We start from the raw sequence: 16,908 nt of genomic DNA on the forward strand, positions 1-16,908 counted from the left end.
AGTGGCAGCCAACGACCGGGCATCAGCTCCCGGAAAATCCGGCGCGGGCTCCGGCAACGAAGCGCTGATGCGCGCCACCCTGAGCGCTGTCGCGCCGGGTATGGGCCTGCGCGACGGGCTAGAGCGGATCCTGCGCGGCAACACCGGCGGTCTCATCGTCCTCGGCATGGACAAGACCGTCGAATCGATGTGCACGGGCGGCTTCGTGCTGGACGTGGAGTTCACCGCGACGCGCCTGCGCGAGCTGGCCAAGCTGGACGGTGCGCTCATTCTCGACAAGGACATCACCAAGATTCTGCGGGCCGGCGTGCAGCTGGTCCCGGAGTCCTCGATCCCGACGGAGGAGACGGGGACCCGGCACCGCACGGCGGACCGGGTGTCGAAGCAGTGCGGCTTCCCGGTCGTCTCCGTGTCGCAGTCGATGCGGCTGATCGCGCTGTACGTGAACGGGGAGCGCCGGGTCCTGGAGGAGTCGGCGGCGATCCTGTCGCGGGCGAACCAGGCGCTGGCCACGCTGGAGCGGTACAAGCTGCGGCTGGACGAGGTCGCGGGCACGCTCTCCGCCCTGGAGATCGAGGACCTGGTGACGGTCCGGGACGTGACGGCGGTGGCGCAGCGGCTGGAGCTGGTGCGCCGGATCGCCACGGAGATCGCCGAGTACGTGGTGGAGCTGGGCACCGACGGCCGGCTTCTCTCGCTCCAGCTGGACGAGTTGATCGCGGGCGTCGACCCGGAGCGGGACCTCGTCGCCCGCGACTACGTCCCGGAGCCGACCGCGAAGCGTTCGCGCACGGTCGACGAGGCGCTGGTCGAGCTGCACGGGCTCACCCATCCCGAGCTGCTCGAACTGCCCATCGTGGCCCGGGCTCTGGGTTACAGCGGTTCGCCCGAGACGCTGGACTCCGCGGTCTCGCCGCGTGGTTACCGGCTGCTGGCGAAGGTGCCGCGACTGCCGGGTGCCATCATCGAGCGGCTGGTCGAGCACTTCGGCGGTTTGCAGAAGCTGCTGGCGGCGAGTGTGGACGATCTCCAGACGGTCGACGGTGTCGGCGAGGCGCGGGCCAGGAGCGTGCGCGAGGGCCTGTCGCGGCTGGCGGAGTCGTCGATCCTGGAGCGGTACGTATAACAGCGGTACGTATAACAGCGGTACGAGTAGCAGCGGTACGGGTAACAGGGGTACGAGTAGCAGCGGTACGGGTAACAGCGATGCGTCGCGGGACAGCGGTGCGTACAGAAGTCGTACGGACAAACCCCGTGCACTCCCCCGGTGTCGCGTACGCGCCGACCGGACCCGGCTCACCCCGGCCCGGCTCCACTCGTCATACGAAGCGCCCCGGCCGTGCGGCCGGGGCGTTCGGGTGTGCGGTGCGCTCGGGGCGTCGTACGGCCGGCGTGCGCGGTCAGTCCTTCTCCAGCCGGATGGACTGCTGTCCCTGCTTCACCGTGGCGCCCGCCGCCTTGGCCTCCACAAGGTAGGTTCCGGGGCCGACCGCTCCGGGCGGCGGGGTGGCGCACTTCGATGTGCTCTTCCTGCGGTCCCACTCGACGGTCCTGGTGACGGTGCCGTTCGCGGGGACCTCGAAGAGCGAAGCGCCGGTCTTCGGGCAGTCCTTGGAGGTCCAGACCTGGTCGTCGTCGGTGTCGGTGATGGTCAGCACGATGGCCTTCGGCCCGAAGTCCGCCTTGCAGCTGGTGTCGGAGGTGTTGCTGACGGTCAGCCGGAACGCGGGCTTCTCGCCCGGCGCGTAGGCGACCTTCGTGGTGGCCAGGCGCAGGGTCAGGGAGTTCGGGGCGCAGTCGGGGAGCGCGGAGCCGGCCTCCACCTGACGGCCCGTCCCGGTGGAGCCGGTGGCGGAGCCGGAGCCCGTACCACCGCCGGAGCCCGTCGAGCCGCCACCGTCCGACGAGCCGCCCGAACCCCCGCCGTCCGACGAGCCGTCCGAACCGCCGGAGCCGGAACCGCCCGTGCCGCCCGAACCGCCGCTGTCGCCGTTCTTGCCGCCGTCGCCGCCGTCACCACCCGCGTCGGCACCGCTCGTACCGCCGTCGCCCGAGCCGCCCGAGCCGCCCGAATCGTCGCGCCCGCCCGGCTGTTCGCTGATGGCGGGGCCCGAACCGGAGGGGCCGGGGCCGATGGTCTTGGTGGGGTTGGCGCCGTCCGAGGTGTCACCGGTCTTCTTGCCGCCACCGCCGCCGAGACTGACGACCCAGACGACGAGCAGAGCGAGCAGCGCGATCAGAGTCGCCGCTACAGCCCTCCGTCGCCAGTAGATGGTGGAGGGAAGCGGCCCGACCGGATTGCGCAAAGATCCCACGGCGCAAACTGTACGAGAGATCGGCGCCAACTCCCGCCCCCATGCCGCTCGTCTCGGCAAGTTTTACGGATCATCATCCCGGCGAGGCGGTATCGGCCCTTCGGGCGGCGAAAAGCGGGCAGAAGAAGCCGCGTGCGGGGAACCGGCGGTGAACTCTGTACGTTCTCCCCATGGACAGCAGCGCAACCAGCGATCTCTATCTCGACATAACCGACTTCGCACGCACGACCCCCTCCTGGTTCCAACACCTGGCAGAGCTGTGGACGGAGGCCGGACTGCTGTTGTTCGGCGTTCTCTTCGTGGCGGTCTGGTGGGTTGCCAGGCCCTCCGGCACACGCGTCGTGGCCGTGGCGGTACTGGCTCCGCTCGCGACAGCCGTCGCGTATGTGTGCAGTGAGGTGCTCAAGACCTTCTTCACCGAGGAGAGGCCGTGCCGCGCGGTCGTGGGCGCGGGAGCGTCGCTCGTCGCCTGCCCGCCGGTCGGTGACTGGTCGTTCCCGAGCAACCACTCGACGATCGCCGGTGGCGCCGCCGTCGCGCTCGCCCTCGCCCGCCCCGTACTCGCCTATCTCACCGTGCCGATGGCGATCCTCATGGCGTTCTCGCGGGTCTTCGTCGGAGTGCACTACCCGCACGACGTCGCGGTGGGTCTGGTGCTCGGCGGGCTGATGGCCACCCTCGTCGTCCTGCTGGCCACGGGGCCCCTGGCGACCCTGGTGGGGACGATGCGGAACAGCCGGTCGGGGATCGCGCTCTGGCTGGCGGGCACCGGCGCGCGCGCCGGGGTCGAGCGCGGCCGGCACAGCGCCGGCCGCCGCTGACCGCACCGCGGGCCGTCCACGCGACGGGTCACCCGAAAGATACGAAAGATACGAGAGATACGAGAGATACGGACGAGAGGCGGGAGACGCACGGGAGACAAGGGAGAGACAGGAGAGACGGAAGACGGACCGGGAGCGATACGGGACCGGGCGCGATACGGAACCGACAGGGGGCGCGGACGCCGGGCGGGCCCGGGCGTGTGACAACCTCCGGCGCACGCCCGCCCGCTGCACCGTCCACGCTCCCGGTCGTGCCAGGATCGGTGGTGCCATGACTGCTACCCCCGCGCACACCTCAGAAGACGCCGCGCCCTCCCCGGAGGGCATGCTCCCGACCCCCCTCACGCCCCCCACGGCGGCCGGGATTCCCACCGCCCCTTTCGACCCGGCCCAGCTGCACACCCCCGTCCTCGCGTGGTTCGAGACGCACGCGCGCGATCTGCCCTGGCGCCGCCCGGAGGCCGGTGCCTGGGGGGTGATGATCAGCGAGTTCATGCTCCAGCAGACCCCGGTCAGCCGGGTGCTGCCGGTGTACGAGCAGTGGATCGCCCGCTGGCCGCGCCCAGCGGATCTCGCCGCCGAGGCCCCCGGTGAGGCCGTACGCGCCTGGGGGCGGCTCGGTTACCCGCGCCGCGCGCTGCGGCTGCACGGGGCCGCGCAGGCGATAGCGGAGCGGCACGGCGGTGACGTACCCCGCCGGCACGCGCAGCTGCTCGCCCTGCCCGGGATCGGCGAGTACACGGCCGCCGCGGTCGCCTCCTTCGCGTACGGGCAGCGCCACGCCGTGCTCGACACGAACGTCCGCCGGGTCTTCGCCCGTGCCGTGACCGGCGTCCAGTACCCGCCGAACGCGACCACGGCCGCCGAGCGCAAGCTCGCCCGCGCGCTGCTGCCCGATGACGAGGAGACCGCGGCGCGCTGGGCCGCCTCCTCCATGGAGCTGGGCGCGCTGGTCTGCACCGCGAAGAACGAGAGCTGCGCGCGCTGTCCGATCGCCGCGCGGTGCGCCTGGCAGCTGGCCGGGAAGCCCCCGCACGAGGGCCCGGCGCGACGCGGCCAGACGTACGCGGGCACCGACCGCCAGGTGCGCGGCAAGCTGCTCGCCGTCCTGCGCGACACGGTCGGTCCCGTACCCCAGCGGGCGCTGGACGCGGTGTGGGACGAGCCGGTGCAGCGCGCCAGGGCGCTGGACGGGCTGGTCGCCGACGGGCTGGTCGAGCCGTTGGAGAACGGCGTGTACCGGCTGCCGCAAGGCTGACCCGGGCGGGCCGGCGCCGGTTCGCCGACGCCTCCGTTACACAACCGATGGACAGCCGTGCGTCCGCCGACGGCTGTCCCGCACAGCCTCGTGACAAGCGCTCCGTAATTTCAATGCCGTAAGGGAACGGCGGAGTTGGTCACGGGGTCGGAGGCGGTTGGTATGGCGCAGGGCGAGGTGCTCGGTTTCGAGGAGTACGTGCGTACCCGGCAGGAGGCCCTGCTGCGCAGCGCCCGGCGGCTGGTGCCCGACCCGGTGGACGCGCAGGACCTGCTGCAGACCGCGCTGGCCCGTACCTACGGCCGCTGGGACGGCATCGCCGACAAGTCCCTCGCCGACGCGTATCTGCGCCGCGTCATGATCAACACGCGTACGGAGTGGTGGCGGGCCCGCAGGCTCGAAGAGGTCCCCACCGAGCAGCTGCCCGACGCGAGCGTCGAGGACGGCAGTGAACAGCGCGCCGACCGGGCCCTGCTGATGGACATCCTCGGAGTGCTGGCTCCCAAGCAGCGCAGTGTGGTGGTGCTGCGACACTGGGAGCAGATGAGCACGGAGGAGACGGCGGCGGCGCTCGGCATGTCGGCGGGTACGGTGAAGAGCACGCTGCACCGCGCGCTGGCCCGGCTCCGTCAGGAGCTGGAGAGCAGGGCGGCCGAGGGCCGGGAGCCGGAGGTCCGCGCCGTGGGGCGGGCGGAGCTGCGTCGCGGCAGGCCGGAGCTCCGCCGTGACAGGGATGAGAGTCGCGGTGGTCGCGAGGTGCGCGGCGGCCGGGGCGGTCGTGAGGGGATGGGGCGGGAAAGGTGCGCGGCCTGACAGGCCCCGACCGGCCGGGGGGCGGATCGCTGACGGCGGGCGGCACGGTGATGGCCGGACTCGCCGCTCTCGGCCTGCTCGCTGCGGGCTGTTCGACCGGGGGGACGGGGACCAGGGACGAGGGCGCGGCCGTGACCGCGCCGGTCGAGCGGGGGGTGCCCACACCGGGACCGGCCGCTTCGGCACCCGCCAGACCGGTGGACCCGGTCGCGCTGCTGCGGAACGACCCGGCGGTCAGCAAGCGGATCAAGGCCGATCTCAAACCCTGTTCGGCCGACGCCTACCCGGTGGACACGTCGTACGGAAATCTCACCGGCGGCACCTCTCCGGATGTGGTGGTCAACGTTCTGACGTGCGGTGACTCGGTGGGAATCGGGACATTCGTGTACCGCTTGAAGGGCGAGGCGTACGAGAATGTCTTCGCGGCCGAGGAGCCGGCGGTCTACGCCACGATCGACCGGGGCGAACTGGTCGTCACCCAGCAGGTCTACGCGAAGGGCGACCCGCTGTCGTTCCCCTCGGGCGAGGACGTGGTGACGTACAGCTGGGGCGACACCAGGTTCAGCGAGCGCTACCGGGTGCGCAACGACTACAGCAGGGCGGTGGGCAACGGCGACGGAAACGCCGACGAGCCCGGCGTCTACCCGCACGAGAACTGAGAGCCGGAGGATGACCGAGACCCACGTCCTGTTCGTCGAGGACGACGATGTCATCCGCGAAGCCACCCAGCTGGCGCTGGAGCGTGACGGCTTCGCGGTCACCGCCATGCCGGACGGGCTGTCGGGCCTGGAGGCGTTCCGCGCCGACCGGCCGGACATCGCGCTGCTCGATGTGATGGTGCCGGGCCTGGACGGGGTCAGCCTGTGCCGGCGGATCCGCGACGAGTCGACCGTGCCCGTGATCATGTTGTCGGCGCGTGCCGACTCCATCGACGTGGTCCTCGGTCTGGAGGCCGGCGCCGACGACTACGTGACCAAGCCCTTCGACGGTGCGGTGCTGGTCGCCAGGATCAGGGCCGTGCTGCGCCGCTTCGGGCACGCGGGCGGGCCGGCCGGCGAACAGGGCGGGCCCGGCGGGCCCGACCAGCACGGGGTGCTGACCTTCGGCGATCTGGAGATCGACACGGAAGGCATGGAGGTGCGCAGGGCCGGACTGCCGGTGGGCCTGACCCCGACCGAGATGCGGCTGCTGCTGGAGTTCTCGGCGGCGCCGGGCACCGTGCTCTCGCGCGACAAACTCCTGGAGCGGGTCTGGGACTACGGCTGGGGCGGTGACACCCGGGTCGTGGACGTCCACGTCCAGCGGCTGCGCACCAAGATCGGCCAGAACCGGATCGACACCGTCCGTGGCTTCGGCTACAAGCTCAGGGCCTGACACCCACGCGAGGAGCACGATGAAGCGGCTCGTCCTGCGCACCGGTGTCAGGTGGAAGATCAGCATCGCGATCGCGGGCGTCGGCGCCCTGGTCGCGGTGGCGCTGAGCCTGGTGGTGCACAACTCCGCCCGGGTGTCCATGCTCGACAACGCGCGCGAAGTGCAGTTGGAACGGCTGCTGTTCGCGCAGCGGATGTACGACACCACCAAGGAACCCAAGTTCGGCACGAAGATAAACGACCCCGCTCTGCCGCACGATCTGCGCGCGAAGATGAAGCAGGGCCGGCGCGCGACCTTCGTGCACGAGACGCCGAGCGGGGTACCGGACGTATGGGCGGCCGTGCCGATGAGCAACGGCACGGTGCTCTCGCTGCACAGCAAGTTCGCCGACCGCAGCGCCACGATCATGACGGACCTGGACCGGTCCCTGATCATCGGTTCGGTCGCGGTGGTCTTCGGCGGCTGCGCCCTGGGGGTCCTGATCGGCGGCCAGCTCTCGCGCCGGCTGCGCAGGGCCGCCGCGGCGGCGGGCCGGGTCGCCGAGGGAAACACGGACGTACGGGTCGGGGAGGCCATCAGCGGCGTCGTGCGCGACGAGACCGACGAACTGGCCCGCGCCGTGGACGCCCTCACGGACGCGCTGAACGCGCGCATCGAGGCCGAGCGCCGGGTCACCGCCGATATCGCGCACGAGCTGCGCACCCCCGTCACCGGACTGCTCACGGCCGCCGAACTGCTGCCGCCTGGGCGCCCCACGGAGCTGGTACGGGACCGGGCGCAGGCCATGCGGACGCTGGTCGAGGACGTTTTGGAGGTGGCCAGGCTCGACAGCGCTTCGGAGCGCGCGGAACTCCAGGAGATCGCGCTCGGCGAGTTCGTGGAGCGGCGGGTGGCGCTGCTGAACCCCGAGGCCCGGATCCAGGTGGTGCACGATTCCTGGGTGAACACCGATCCGCGCAGGCTGGAACGGATCCTGGGCAATCTGCTGGCCAACGCGGCCAAGCACGGCGGAACCCCGGTGGAGGTGACCGTCGAGGGCCGGGTCGTCCGCGTGCGCGACCACGGCCCCGGCTTCCCCGAGGAGCTGCTGCGCGAGGGCCCGAGCCGCTTCCGTACGGGCGCCATGGACCGCGCGGGCCACGGCCACGGGCTGGGCCTGACCATCGCGGCCGGCCAGGCCCGCGTCCTCGGCGCCCGGCTCACCTTCCGCAACGCCATGCCGGAGGGCACGGTGGGCCGCGATGGCCGGAGCGGCGCGATCGCGGTGCTCTGGCTCCCGGAGCACGCCCCGACGATCACGGGCAGCTTCCCGATACCGCACCTGCCGGACTAGGCCGGGGCTGCCTCCGGGCCGGACCTCCTCCGGGCCGGGCTACCTGCGGGCGGGGCTGCCTGCGGGCCGGGCCACCTGCGGGCGGGGCTACCTCCGGCCGGGACTACCTGCGGGCCGGGCTACCTGTGGGCCGGGGCCGGGCCACGTCCGGACCAGGTCCTGTCCTCGGTGTCGAGCCGGACGTGCTCGATGCCCTCGTCCAGGAAGGCGCTCAGATCCTGGGCTTCGGCGCGGACGGCCTCTTGTTCCGGGGCGGTGAGGGGGCGCAGGGGGCTGACGTGGAGCTGGTGGTCGCGCACGGTCCAGGTGGCGGTGACACGTCCGTCGACAAGGACCGTGCGGTGGCCCGCGACGGACAGACCGAGGTGAGCGGCGTCGATGACGCGGCTGCGGTCGTGGTAGCCGAGGATCGCGTTGTCGAAGGCCGGGAGGAACCGGACGGGGGCCGGGGTGTCGGGGTCGGGGCGGGGCGCGTCGGGCAGATCGAGCAGCTCGCGGCCGCGCTCGTCGCGGAAGACGACGAGTTCGTCCCGCGCGGCCTTGACGGCGGCGGGCAGGCCCGCGAGACCGCACCAGGCGCGCAGGTCCGCGCTCGCGGCGGGCCCGTAGGCGGCCAGGTAGCGGCGCAGCAGCCGCTGCGCGACGGGATCGCCGTCGTCGGCGGGCAGCGGGGCGATGTCCCGTTCCAGCCAGACGGTCAGCGGCAGATTGCGGACGCCGGCGGTCCGGTGCCAGAGGCCGCGGGGCGGGAGCTGGGCCATGGGGACGAGGGCCGCGACGAGCAGTTCGCCCAGGGCCCGGCGTGGTGGGCCGGGCCAGCGGTCCTCGACGGCCCGGACGAGTTCGCTCATGGTGCGGGGCCGCCGGTCGGCCAGGACGGCGCGGCCGGCGGCGGCGACCTCGTCCAGGTCGATACCGGCCAGTTCGCGGCGGTAGGTGCCCAGCACTCGGCCGCGCAGCATGACGTCGTGCCGGGCCCGCCAGGCGAGCGCGTCGTCCGAGGTGACGAGGTGGACGGTGCGGCGCATCAGATGGGTGCGTACCACCGCGCGGCCGGTCAGCGCGGTGTCGAGCTGCCCGGGCTCGAAGCCGGACAGCCGGGACCACAGCCCGATGAAGGGTTCCCGCGGCTCCTGCGCCTGTAGGCCGCACAGGTGGGCCACCGCCTCCACCACGGGGATGTCGCCGCGCGTCAGCAGGTGCTGGCGGGCGAGGGTGGCGCGGTTCAGGGCACGGGTGTCAAGGACAGTCATGGCTTCCTCACGCGACGGCTCGCTCGTGGGACGGGCGTCGGCGCGGGTCGGTGGGGGCGGGGCTCGGGGATGTGCGGGAGATGCCCGGCTCCGGGCCGCCCGTGTCGGCGCGGCGGCCCGGAGAGGCGCGGGCGGTGGGGGGCGGCTGGTTTCAGCCGTTGTACGGGGCGGTGACGTCCAGGACCCAGGTGACGCCGAAGCGGTCGGTGAGCATGCCGTACAGCGGCGCCCACGGTGCGGGCTCCAGCGGACGGACGACGGTCGAGCCCTCGGCGAGCCTGCCCCACAGGGCGGTGATCTCCTCGGCGCCGTCGCCGCGCACGGAGACGAAGAACGGGTTCTCGCCCTGGCTCCAGGGCAGCTGCGCTGGCACGTCGTACGCCATGACGTGGAAGCCGTTGTCTCCGGTCACCTCGCCCCACATCACCCAGTCCGCCTCGCTCTCGTTCCGCACGGCGCCCGCGTCCTTGTAGGTGACCACGACGGTGCGTCCGCCGAAGACCGATCGGTAGAAGTCCAGCGCCTCACGCGCGGCGCCCCGGAAGTTCAGATGAGTGGTGGTCGTGACGGTCATGACCCGCTCCTTGCCTCGATGTGACCCATGTGCGCCGCCGGGCCGTCGAAGTCCGGCGGCGGCTGCCGTGACCAGGGGCGATGCCTCCCGGGCGGCTCGTACGCCACCCTGACAGGGGTAGCGGACAGGTCGCGTCCTGTACCGCGGGGGGATCGGCGCCGTGCGCAGGGCGGCCTCCGGACTTCCCGTGGCTCCGACCGGGTGACAGCGGGAGCAGCGCGGCCGTGGGACGCGGCGGGCGGGCGCCCGGCCCGCGAGACTGCCCGGGCCCATCGCCACCACGCGTTCCGGAGCCCCTCATGCCCCAGTCGTCCAGCGGACCGGCCGAAGCGGAGACCTTCCTGGCCGTATGCGGTCACACCCATCTGTTCCCGGGTGCCCGCTGCCGCCTCCAGGGTCTGCCCGATCCCCACGCCTTCCCGGCGGACCCGTGGCCGATCGATCTGGACCTGCGCTTCTCCGACGATGTGGTCGCCGAGGCGAAGCTGCGTACCGAGGACCCGGTGGGCCCCGTACTCGCGGTCCCGGCCTACACGACCGGGGCCGGCACCGCCGTCGGCGGCCGCACTTGGCTGATCCGGGAGTTCATCCGGACCGGAGACGAGGTCGAGCTGACGATCGGCAGCCATGCCGTGGCCTGAGCGCCCGGTCGGCCGGTGCCGAATCCGCCGGGTCTCTCCCCCACGCGGCGTGGAGAGGGATCGTCCGCACGCCGTACGGACGCGTCGTTCCGGGCGACCGGACGCCGCGCACGACCGCGACGGCTCCCCGGCGCGGTGCGCGCCGGGGAGCCGTCGTGGTCGTACCTGGATCAGTGCCGTACGGGCGGCGCCGGGGTCACGCGGACTGCGGGACCTTGCCGTCCGCCGCGGGCGTCGCGTCGGACTTCTGCGGTCCCGCGCCCCTGAGCGGGATCTCCTTGACGAAGAAGGACGCCACGAAGCCGAGCACCGCGATCGAAGCGCCCAGCGTGAACGCCGCGTGCGTGCCGGTGGACACCGCGTGCTGGTACGCCTCGCGCACCAGGTCGGGCAGCTTGGCCAGGCTCGCCGCGTCGAGCTGCGCGGAGGTCTCGGTCACGGCGGAGCCGGCGGTCGCGGCGCCTCCCCCGGAGCCGGCGAGGGCGGACATCTCGTCCTGCACCTTGTTGGTGAACAGCGCGCCCATGATCGCGGCACCGAAGGAGCCGCCGAGCGTGCGGAAGAGGGTGGTCGTGGAAGATCCGACGCCCATGTCCTTCATCTCGACGCTGTTCTGCGCGACGAGCATGGTGATCTGCATCAGGAAGCCCATGCCGGCGCCGAGCACCGCCATGTAGAGGCCGGAGGTCAGACGGGAGGTGCCGGTGTCCATCTGCGCGAGCAGGAACAGCCCGACGACCATCAGCCCGCTGCCGATGATCGGGAAGATCTTGTACCGGCCCGTGCTGGTGGTGATCCGGCCCGCGACGAGCGAGACGAGCATCATCGACAGCAGCATCGGCAGGAGCAGCAGCCCGGAGTTGGTGGCGGAGGCGCCCTGGACGGCCTGCTGGTACAGCGGCAGGAAGAGGACCGCGCCGAACATCACGAAGCCGGTCAGGAAGCCGATCACCGACATCAGCGAGAAGTTGCGGTTGTTGAAGATGTGCAGCGGCATGATCGGCTCGGCCGTCTGCCTCTGTACGGCGACGAACCCGACGAGCGCGGCGACACCGCCGAATATCAGCATGAGGATCACCGCGGAGCCCCACGCGTACTCGGAGCCGCCCCAGGTGGTGACCAGCACGATCGCGGTGATGCCGACCGTCAGCAGCCCGGCGCCGAGATAGTCGACCTTGGCCTTGGAGCGGTCCTTGGCGGGCAGGTGCAGTACGGCGGTGATCATCATCAGCGCCACCGCGCCCAGCGGCAGGTTGATGTAGAAGCTCCAGCGCCAGCCGAGGTGGTCGGTGATGGTGCCGCCGACCAGCGGCCCGCCGATCATGGCGAGCGCCATCACGCCGGCCATCATGCCCTGGTACTTGCCACGCTCGCGGGGCGGGATGAGGTCACCGATGATCGCCATGACACCGACCATCAGACCGCCGGCGCCGAGACCCTGGATGGCGCGGAAGCCGATGAGCTGGCCCATGTCCTGGGACATGCCGCTGAGCGCCGAGCCGATCAGGAAGACGACGATCGAGGCGAGGAAGATGCTCTTGCGCCCGTAGAGGTCGCCGAGCTTGCCCCAGATCGGGGTGGAGGCGGCGGTCGCCAGGGTGTACGCGGTGACCACCCAGGACAGATGTGCGAGCCCGCCCAGCTCGCCGACGATCGTCGGCATCGCCGTACCGACGATCATGTTGTCCAGCATGGCCAGCAGCATCGCGATCATGAGCGCGAGCAGCACCACGCGTACGCTGCGGGGCTGCGGGCCGGCGTCCGGCGCGGCCCCCACGGCCGGTTCGGGCCCTGCGGCCACGTCCTTCGGAGCTTTCTCCGCCTGCTTACCGGTTGGACTCATCTTCCCCACTCCCCTGCCCCTGCACTTACTTGCCGCCCGGCAAGCTGACTACACTGGGGGAAGGTAGACCTTTACTTGTCGGGCGTCAAGTAAGTTAATCCTCGGGAGAGCAGCATGGGCAGCACCCAGCACCCGCGACGGGGCGACACCCGCCGGCGCATCCAGGACGTCGCGCTGGAACTGTTCGCCGAGCAGGGGTACGAGAAGACCTCGCTGCGGGAGATCGCGGAGCGGCTGGATGTCACCAAGGCCGCGCTCTACTACCACTTCAAGACCAAGGAAGACATCATCATCAGCGTCTTCGAGGAGCTGACGCGGCCGATCGACGAGCTGATCGAGTGGGGCGCGGGGCGGCCGCACACCCTGGAGACCAAGCAGGAGATCCTGCGCCGCTACAGCCGGGCGCTGACGGCCGCCTCCCCGCTGTTCCGCTTCATGCACGAGAACCAGGCGACTCTGCGCGATCTGAGTATCGGCGAGTCCTTCAAAAGCCGCATGCTGCGGCTGCTCGATCTCATCCAGGAGCCGGAGGCGTCCCTGGCCAACCGGGTCCGCTGCATCAGCTCGGTCTTCACCATGCACGCGGGGATGATGGCCCTGAAAGACGTCGAAGGAGACCCCGAGGAGAAGCGCGAAGCCATCCTGGAGGTCTCCATCGAGCTGATGACCCAGGCGCATCCGGATCATCCGGACGCGCCCGGCACGCCGTGAGGCGCGTGGTCACACCGTGAGGTGTGCGGTCACACCTTGACGCCCACCGAGCGCAGGAAGTTGACCGGGTTGACCGCCGAGCCGTAGTTCGGGGTCGTGCGGATCTCGAAGTGCAGGTGCGGACCGCTGGAGTTGCCGGTGTTGCCGGACAGGGCGATCTGCTGGCCGGTCTTGACGGACTGGCCGACCTTCACCTGGATCTTCGAGAGGTGCGCGTACTGCGAGTAGGTGCCGTTCTTGTGCTTGACGACGATCGCGTTGCCGTACGCGGGACCGTCACCGGCGCCGTTGGGGCCGGCCTTGACGACGGTGCCGGCGTGGGCGGCGTGGACGGCCGTGCCGATCGACACCGCGAAGTCCTGGCCGGAGTGCTTCGCCGACCACATGTTGCCGCCGAGGCCGAAGGCGGCGCTCAGCTTGTACTTCTTGACGGGGGTGGTCCAGGCGGCGGCCTTCTTGGCGGCGTCCGCCTCCTTGGCGTCCTTGGTACCGACCTGCTGGTGGACGGAGCCGGCGGCGGCCGTGACGGCGGAACCGGCGACCGCGTCGCCACCGCTGGTCGCGGCGAACGCGGACCCGGCCCCTACCGCCATCGACACGCCGAGTCCGGCAGCCAGGACACCGGCACGGGTACGAAGGGCGGACGGGCGGGAGAGACGGGACAGCACACGCTGCGACATACGGGATGAACCTCCGGGCGTAAGGGGACCCGGCACTCGAAGCACCGGGCTTGCCACACCTTGGTAACCCGACCCCCAGCGCATCCCAAAACACCCCATCTACGACATCACGTCGTAGGAATCATCACGGCCCTCCGTCCCTTGACGCTTCAATCAACCCGGCCGGAACCCTCGGCGCATATGCCATTCCGGACGCTCCGAGCCCCGTACGAAGCGGCACGGACCGACTGGCCGGCCCGGCCGCGACGGCGGCCGCACCCTCGCCGCCGAAGGTCCCCGGACCCCCACGGCCGAAGGTCCCGCCCCCGATCGGGCGGACTGACTATTCCGGCTAGTACCGCCGAAAACGCCTGTGCGCCTTGTCACGGCCACCGGGTACGAAGGCTGTCCGTTTCGGGACGAAGGTCCTGGCGGACCGGGCGGGTACGGGACGACGCGGACCCCCGGGCCCCGGCCGGGCCGGGCGAACCCCGGCGGCCCCGAGCGGGCCGCTGCCGCCGCCGGTCGACGGCTCCGCCCGGCCTCTCGCGCTCCAGGGGCTGTAGAGAGCCCGCCCCCGCCCTCGCTCGCGGGTACCGCGGGCACCGCGAAGCCCGGGCACCGCGAAGCCCGGCGGCCCGGCCCGGCCCGGCCCGCGTGGGCACCGGCGCAGGCACCCGCGCATGCACCCGCGCATACGAAAGGGGCTGCCCCGGAACCGTGGGAAACGGTCCGGGGCAGCCCCTTCACAACCGGCGTGACGCTGCGGTCACGCCTCCTTCGTCAGGTTCGGGCCGCCGCCCGCCGCCTGCTCGATCGGCGGGGCGTCCGGGAGCGGGGACTTCTCCTCGCCCCGGAAGGTGAACTCCTTGGCGTCACCCTCGCCCGTCGTGTCCACGACCACGATGTGACCGGGGCGCAGCTCACCGAAGAGGATCTTCTCGGAGAGGACGTCCTCGATCGACCGCTGGATCGTCCGGCGCAGCGGCCGGGCGCCCAGGACCGGGTCGTAGCCCTTCTTGGCGAGGAGCGACTTCGCGGACGGGCTCAGCTCCAGGCCCATGTCGCGGTCCTTGAGCCGCTCGTCGACCTTGTCGACCATGAGGTCGACGATCTGGATGATGTCTTCCTCGGTGAGCTGGTGGAAGACCACCGTGTCGTCGACACGGTTGAGGAACTCGGGCCGGAAGTGCTGCTTCAGCTCCTCGTTGACCTTGTTCTTCATCCGCTCGTAGTTGGTCTTGGTGTCGCCCTGGGCGGCGAAGCCCAGGTTGAACCCCTTGGAGATGTCCCGGGTCCCGAGGTTGGTCGTCATGATGATGACCGTGTTCTTGAAGTCCACGACCCGGCCCTGGGAGTCGGTCAGGCGACCGTCCTCCAGGATCTGGAGAAGGGAATTGAAGATATCGGGGTGGGCCTTCTCGACCTCGTCGAAGAGGACGACGGAGAACGGCTTCCTGCGGACCTTCTCGGTGAGCTGGCCGCCCTCTTCGTAACCCACGTATCCGGGGGGAGAACCGAAGAGGCGGGAAACCGTGTGCTTCTCGCTGAACTCCGACATGTCGAGAGCGATCAGCGCGTCCTCGTCGCCGAAGAGGAATTCGGCGAGCGTCTTGGAAAGCTCGGTCTTACCGACGCCGGAAGGACCGGCGAAGATGAACGAGCCACCGGGACGCTTCGGGTCCTTCAGACCGGCCCGCGTACGACGGATCGCCTGCGAGAGCGCCTTGATGGCGTCCTTCTGGCCGATGACCCGCTTGTGCAGCTCGTCCTCCATGCGGAGCAGCCGCGAGGACTCCTCCTCGGTGAGCTTGAAGACCGGGATGCCGGTGGCCGTCGCCAGGACCTCGGCGATCAGCTCCTCGTCCACCTCGGCGACGACGTCCATGTCGCCGGCCTTCCACTCCTTCTCCCGCTTGGTCTTCGCGGCCAGCAGCTGCTTCTCCTTGTCGCGGAGAGAGGCTGCCTTCTCGAAGTCCTGGGAGTCGATGGCCGACTCCTTGTCGCGGCGGACGCCCGCGATCTTCTCGTCGAACTCGCGGAGGTCCGGCGGCGCGGTCATCCGGCGGATGCGCATCCGGGATCCGGCCTCGTCGATCAGGTCGATCGCCTTGTCCGGCAGGAAGCGGTCCGAGATGTAGCGGTCGGCGAGCGTCGCGGCGGCGACCAGCGCGGAGTCCGTGATGGACACGCGGTGGTGCGCCTCGTAGCGGTCGCGCAGGCCCTTGAGGATCTCGATGGTGTGCGGCAGCGACGGCTCCGCGACCTGGATGGGCTGGAAGCGGCGCTCCAGGGCCGCGTCCTTCTCCAGGTGCTTGCGGTACTCGTCGAGGGTCGTCGCACCGATGGTCTGAAGCTCACCGCGGGCCAGCATCGGCTTGAGGATGCTGGCGGCGTCGATCGCGCCCTCGGCGGCGCCGGCACCCACCAGGGTGTGCAGCTCGTCGATGAACAGGATGATGTCGCCGCGGGTGCGGATCTCCTTCAGGACCTTCTTCAGGCGCTCCTCGAAGTCACCGCGGTAGCGGGAGCCGGCGACGAGCGCGCCGAGGTCGAGGGTGTAGAGGTGCTTGTCCTTGAGGGTCTCGGGCACCTCGCCCTTGACGATGGCCTGTGCCAGTCCCTCGACGACCGCCGTCTTGCCGACGCCGGGCTCACCGATGAGGACCGGGTTGTTCTTCGTACGGCGGGACAGCACCTGCATGACCCGCTCGATCTCCTTCTCGCGCCCGATGACCGGGTCGAGCTTGGACTCACGGGCGGCCTGGGTGAGATTCCGGCCGAACTGGTCGAGGACCAGGGACGTGGAGGGCGTGCCCTCGGCAGGACCGCCCGCTGTGGCGGCCTCCTTGCCCTGGTAGCCGGAGAGCAGCTGGATGACCTGCTGCCGCACCCGGTTGAGATCGGCGCCCAGCTTCACGAGGACCTGGGCGGCGACGCCCTCGCCCTCGCGGATCAGGCCGAGCAGGATGTGCTCCGTGCCGATGTAGTTGTGGCCCAGCTGAAGGGCCTCGCGGAGCGACAGCTCCAGGACCTTCTTGGCACGGGGGGTGAAGGGGATGTGGCCGGACGGGGCCTGCTGCCCCTGGCCGATGATCTCCTCCACCTGCTGGCGGACCGCCTCGAGCGAAATCCCGAGGCTCTCCAGGGCCTTAGCGGCGACACCCTCACCCTCGTGGATCAGTCCCAGGAGGATGTGCTCGGTGCCGATGTAGTTGTGGTTGAGCATCCGGGCTTCTTCCTGAGCCAGGACGACAACCCGCCGCGCGCGGTCGGTGAACCTCTCGAACATCGTTAATCGCTCCTCAGAGCG

Annotated in this window: 15 protein-coding genes; 9 read left to right on the forward strand and 6 right to left on the reverse strand. The window is 71.0% G+C overall.

From position 1 onward, the window contains the following. Position 1 precedes the first annotated feature (1 nt). Positions 2–1,126: a DNA integrity scanning diadenylate cyclase DisA gene (gene disA / locus ACFY6S_RS25620; protein WP_329067031.1), complete on the forward strand. Its 1,125-nt coding sequence runs from the start codon at positions 2–4 to the stop codon at positions 1,124–1,126. 274 nt (positions 1,127–1,400) lie between these two features. On the opposite strand, the gene ACFY6S_RS25625 is transcribed toward disA, so the two are convergent. Then, entirely contained in the window at positions 1,401–2,315 is a 915-nt protein-coding gene (locus ACFY6S_RS25625) for a hypothetical protein (RefSeq protein WP_388827691.1), read from the reverse strand. Between the two features lie 170 nt (positions 2,316–2,485). Between ACFY6S_RS25625 and ACFY6S_RS25630 the strand changes: the two genes are divergently transcribed. The 6 genes from ACFY6S_RS25630 (at position 2,486) to cseC (ending at position 7,914) form a co-directional block, all read left to right on the forward strand. Continuing rightward, entirely contained in the window at positions 2,486–3,136 is a 651-nt protein-coding gene (locus tag ACFY6S_RS25630) for a phosphatase PAP2 family protein (RefSeq protein ID WP_388827688.1), read from the forward strand. Positions 3,137–3,461: 325 nt separating this feature from the next. Next, positions 3,462–4,394: an A/G-specific adenine glycosylase gene (locus ACFY6S_RS25635; protein ID WP_388827789.1), complete on the forward strand. Its 933-nt coding sequence runs from the start codon at positions 3,462–3,464 to the stop codon at positions 4,392–4,394. A 162-nt stretch (positions 4,395–4,556) separates the two neighbouring features. Further along, entirely contained in the window at positions 4,557–5,207 is a 651-nt protein-coding gene (locus tag ACFY6S_RS25640; RefSeq protein WP_388827685.1) for a SigE family RNA polymerase sigma factor, read from the forward strand. 50 nt (positions 5,208–5,257) lie between these two features. Continuing rightward, positions 5,258–5,866: a hypothetical protein gene (locus ACFY6S_RS25645; RefSeq protein ID WP_388827786.1), complete on the forward strand. Its 609-nt coding sequence runs from the start codon at positions 5,258–5,260 to the stop codon at positions 5,864–5,866. Between the two features lie 10 nt (positions 5,867–5,876). Further along, entirely contained in the window at positions 5,877–6,581 is a 705-nt protein-coding gene (cseB, locus tag ACFY6S_RS25650; protein ID WP_388827682.1) for a two-component system response regulator CseB, read from the forward strand. Positions 6,582–6,600: 19 nt separating this feature from the next. Further along, positions 6,601–7,914, forward strand: a complete 1,314-nt coding sequence (gene cseC / locus ACFY6S_RS25655; protein WP_388827679.1) for a two-component system sensor histidine kinase CseC — start codon at positions 6,601–6,603, stop codon at positions 7,912–7,914. 119 nt (positions 7,915–8,033) lie between these two features. Here cseC and ACFY6S_RS25660 read toward each other — a convergent pair whose 3' ends face one another. After that, on the reverse strand, positions 8,034–9,167 hold the full coding sequence (locus ACFY6S_RS25660; RefSeq protein WP_388827676.1) for a winged helix DNA-binding domain-containing protein: 1,134 nt from the start codon (positions 9,165–9,167) through the stop codon (positions 8,034–8,036). Positions 9,168–9,318: 151 nt separating this feature from the next. Next, positions 9,319–9,741: a VOC family protein gene (locus tag ACFY6S_RS25665; RefSeq protein ID WP_388827673.1), complete on the reverse strand. Its 423-nt coding sequence runs from the start codon at positions 9,739–9,741 to the stop codon at positions 9,319–9,321. A gap of 299 nt (positions 9,742–10,040) precedes the next feature. Here ACFY6S_RS25665 and ACFY6S_RS25670 point away from each other — a divergent pair, with 299 nt between their 5' ends. Then, positions 10,041–10,382 carry a hypothetical protein gene (locus ACFY6S_RS25670; RefSeq protein ID WP_388827671.1) on the forward strand — a complete coding sequence of 114 codons (342 nt, stop codon included), beginning with the start codon at positions 10,041–10,043 and terminating at the stop codon, positions 10,380–10,382. Between the two features lie 196 nt (positions 10,383–10,578). Here the strand turns inward: ACFY6S_RS25670 and ACFY6S_RS25675 are convergent, their stop codons facing one another. Further along, positions 10,579–12,225: an MDR family MFS transporter gene (locus tag ACFY6S_RS25675; RefSeq protein ID WP_388827668.1), complete on the reverse strand. Its 1,647-nt coding sequence runs from the start codon at positions 12,223–12,225 to the stop codon at positions 10,579–10,581. Between the two features lie 114 nt (positions 12,226–12,339). Between ACFY6S_RS25675 and ACFY6S_RS25680 the strand changes: the two genes are divergently transcribed. After that, positions 12,340–12,936 carry a TetR/AcrR family transcriptional regulator gene (locus ACFY6S_RS25680; RefSeq protein WP_388827665.1) on the forward strand — a complete coding sequence of 199 codons (597 nt, stop codon included), beginning with the start codon at positions 12,340–12,342 and terminating at the stop codon, positions 12,934–12,936. A 29-nt stretch (positions 12,937–12,965) separates the two neighbouring features. On the opposite strand, the gene ACFY6S_RS25685 is transcribed toward ACFY6S_RS25680, so the two are convergent. Further along, positions 12,966–13,616, reverse strand: a complete 651-nt coding sequence (locus tag ACFY6S_RS25685; RefSeq protein WP_388827662.1) for a M23 family metallopeptidase — start codon at positions 13,614–13,616, stop codon at positions 12,966–12,968. Positions 13,617–14,364: 748 nt separating this feature from the next. After that, on the reverse strand, positions 14,365–16,887 hold the full coding sequence (locus tag ACFY6S_RS25690) for an ATP-dependent Clp protease ATP-binding subunit (protein ID WP_388827659.1): 2,523 nt from the start codon (positions 16,885–16,887) through the stop codon (positions 14,365–14,367). Positions 16,888–16,908 lie beyond the last annotated feature (21 nt).

The sequence above is a fragment of the Streptomyces sp. NPDC012835 genome (genome assembly GCF_042900885.1).
Classification (GTDB): Bacteria; Actinomycetota; Actinomycetes; order Streptomycetales; family Streptomycetaceae; genus Streptomyces.

Coding starts and splice junctions, on each gene's coding strand:
- ACFY6S_RS25685 (WP_388827662.1), bottom strand. CDS start 13,616: ATGTCGCAGCGTGTGCTGTCCCGTCTCTCCCGCCCGTCCGCCCTTCGT.
- ACFY6S_RS25645 (WP_388827786.1), top strand. CDS start 5,258: ATGGCCGGACTCGCCGCTCTCGGCCTGCTCGCTGCGGGCTGTTCGACC.
- cseB (WP_388827682.1), top strand. CDS start 5,877: ATGACCGAGACCCACGTCCTGTTCGTCGAGGACGACGATGTCATCCGC.
- ACFY6S_RS25640 (WP_388827685.1), top strand. CDS start 4,557: ATGGCGCAGGGCGAGGTGCTCGGTTTCGAGGAGTACGTGCGTACCCGG.
- ACFY6S_RS25675 (WP_388827668.1), bottom strand. CDS start 12,225: ATGAGTCCAACCGGTAAGCAGGCGGAGAAAGCTCCGAAGGACGTGGCC.
- ACFY6S_RS25665 (WP_388827673.1), bottom strand. CDS start 9,741: ATGACCGTCACGACCACCACTCATCTGAACTTCCGGGGCGCCGCGCGT.
- ACFY6S_RS25635 (WP_388827789.1), top strand. CDS start 3,462: ATGCTCCCGACCCCCCTCACGCCCCCCACGGCGGCCGGGATTCCCACC.
- cseC (WP_388827679.1), top strand. CDS start 6,601: ATGAAGCGGCTCGTCCTGCGCACCGGTGTCAGGTGGAAGATCAGCATC.
- ACFY6S_RS25680 (WP_388827665.1), top strand. CDS start 12,340: ATGGGCAGCACCCAGCACCCGCGACGGGGCGACACCCGCCGGCGCATC.
- ACFY6S_RS25670 (WP_388827671.1), top strand. CDS start 10,041: ATGCCCCAGTCGTCCAGCGGACCGGCCGAAGCGGAGACCTTCCTGGCC.
- ACFY6S_RS25690 (WP_388827659.1), bottom strand. CDS start 16,887: ATGTTCGAGAGGTTCACCGACCGCGCGCGGCGGGTTGTCGTCCTGGCT.
- ACFY6S_RS25660 (WP_388827676.1), bottom strand. CDS start 9,167: ATGACTGTCCTTGACACCCGTGCCCTGAACCGCGCCACCCTCGCCCGC.
- ACFY6S_RS25630 (WP_388827688.1), top strand. CDS start 2,486: ATGGACAGCAGCGCAACCAGCGATCTCTATCTCGACATAACCGACTTC.